This is a genomic window from Cupriavidus sp. R6-3 (assembly GCF_059772245.1).
Genome location: NZ_JCBAJO010000455.1, coordinates 1 through 1,217, shown reverse-complemented (window position 1 = coordinate 1,217; position 1,217 = coordinate 1). Strand labels below are relative to the sequence as shown.

General features: G+C 71.6%; 2 protein-coding genes. One reads left to right on the top strand and one right to left on the bottom strand.

The features are described from left to right. Positions 1–652 (top strand): uracil-DNA glycosylase (locus AC6EI8_RS26620; RefSeq protein WP_498383412.1); only part of this gene is annotated, 652 nt, incomplete at its 5' end. Between the two features lie 125 nt (positions 653–777). Here AC6EI8_RS26620 and AC6EI8_RS26615 read toward each other — a convergent pair. Next, positions 778–1,050, bottom strand: coding sequence for an acylphosphatase (locus tag AC6EI8_RS26615; protein ID WP_149319650.1), 273 nt, complete (start codon positions 1,048–1,050; stop codon positions 778–780). Between the last annotated feature and the right edge of the window lie 167 nt (positions 1,051–1,217).

Sequence of the window (1,217 nt, the reverse complement as noted above, 5' to 3'; positions counted from 1 at the left end):
CGATTTCGTCGACGGCGAGCGCGCCGCCGGCAAGCCGGTATTCCCGCGCGACGTCTTCCACGCGCTGCACCTGACGCCGCCCGAGGCGGTCAAGGTCGTGATCCTGGGCCAGGACCCGTATCACGGCGTCGGCGTGGTCGATGGCGTCGAGGTGCCGCAGGCGCATGGGCTGGCCTTCTCGGTGCCGGACGGCGTGCGGGTGCCGCCGAGCCTGCGCAATATCTTCAAGGAGATCGCCGCCGAGTACGGCGATCCGGCGGTGGCGCGGCCCACGGCCTCCGGCAATCTGGAAGGCTGGGCACGCCAGGGCGTGCTGCTGCTGAACACCGTGCTGACGGTCGAGCAGGGACGGGCCGCCAGCCACGCCAAACGCGGCTGGGAAGCGGTCACCGACTGCCTGATCGCGGCGCTGGCGGCCAGCCGCCCGCATCTGGTCTTTCTGCTGTGGGGCAGCCACGCACAGGCCAAGAAGGACCTGCTGGCCGGCGAGCATTGCATCCTGGAGGCGCCGCACCCGTCGCCGCTGTCGGCGCATCGCGGCTTCCTCGGTTGCGGGCATTTCCGGCTGGCCAACGACTGGCTGGTGGAGCACCAGCGCGAGCCGATCGACTGGAGCGCGCACCAGGCGCGGGCGGCGATCGGTCGGTCCTAGGCGCGCCCGCCGATCCGACGCTCGCAGGCGCGGGCCTCGATCACTTGCGGGTGCCAGTCACTCTCGGGCGTCGATCACTCGCGGGCGCGGGTCATTCTCGGGTGTCGACCACTGGCGGGCGCCGGTCACTCGCTGGAGCGCCACTCGAACAGTTCGAACTCGCCCTCGCCCGGCTCGACCTCCAACCGCTCGACCTTCGCGGCGGGCGGGCCCTGCTCCATCCATTCGCGCAGCTTCGCCAGCCGCTCCGGCGGCCCGTACGCCATCACCTCGACCGTGCCGTCGTTGCGGTTGCGTACCCAGCCGCCCAGGCCGAGCTCGATCGCCAGGTCCTCGCAGGCCGCGCGATAGCCGACCCCCTGCACCTTGCCGTGCGCCACCATGTGCCAGGTTTCCATCGCCGTTCCTCCTTGCGAGTCCGTACACCCGTGCATCCGTACAACCCTAGACTAGTGCGATGACGCGGGCATGACCACCCCCGCGCGAGGCGGGCGGTCTTCAGCCTGCGCCCGCGGACCCCGGCGCCTTGCGTCCTGCGCCCTTGGGCCGTTGCGCCCTTGCGCGC

What these genes read in the sequence shown, in the direction of transcription:
- AC6EI8_RS26615 (WP_149319650.1), bottom strand. Translation starts at nt 1,050, where the DNA reads ATGGAAACCTGGCACATGGTGGCGCACGGCAAGGTGCAGGGGGTCGGC.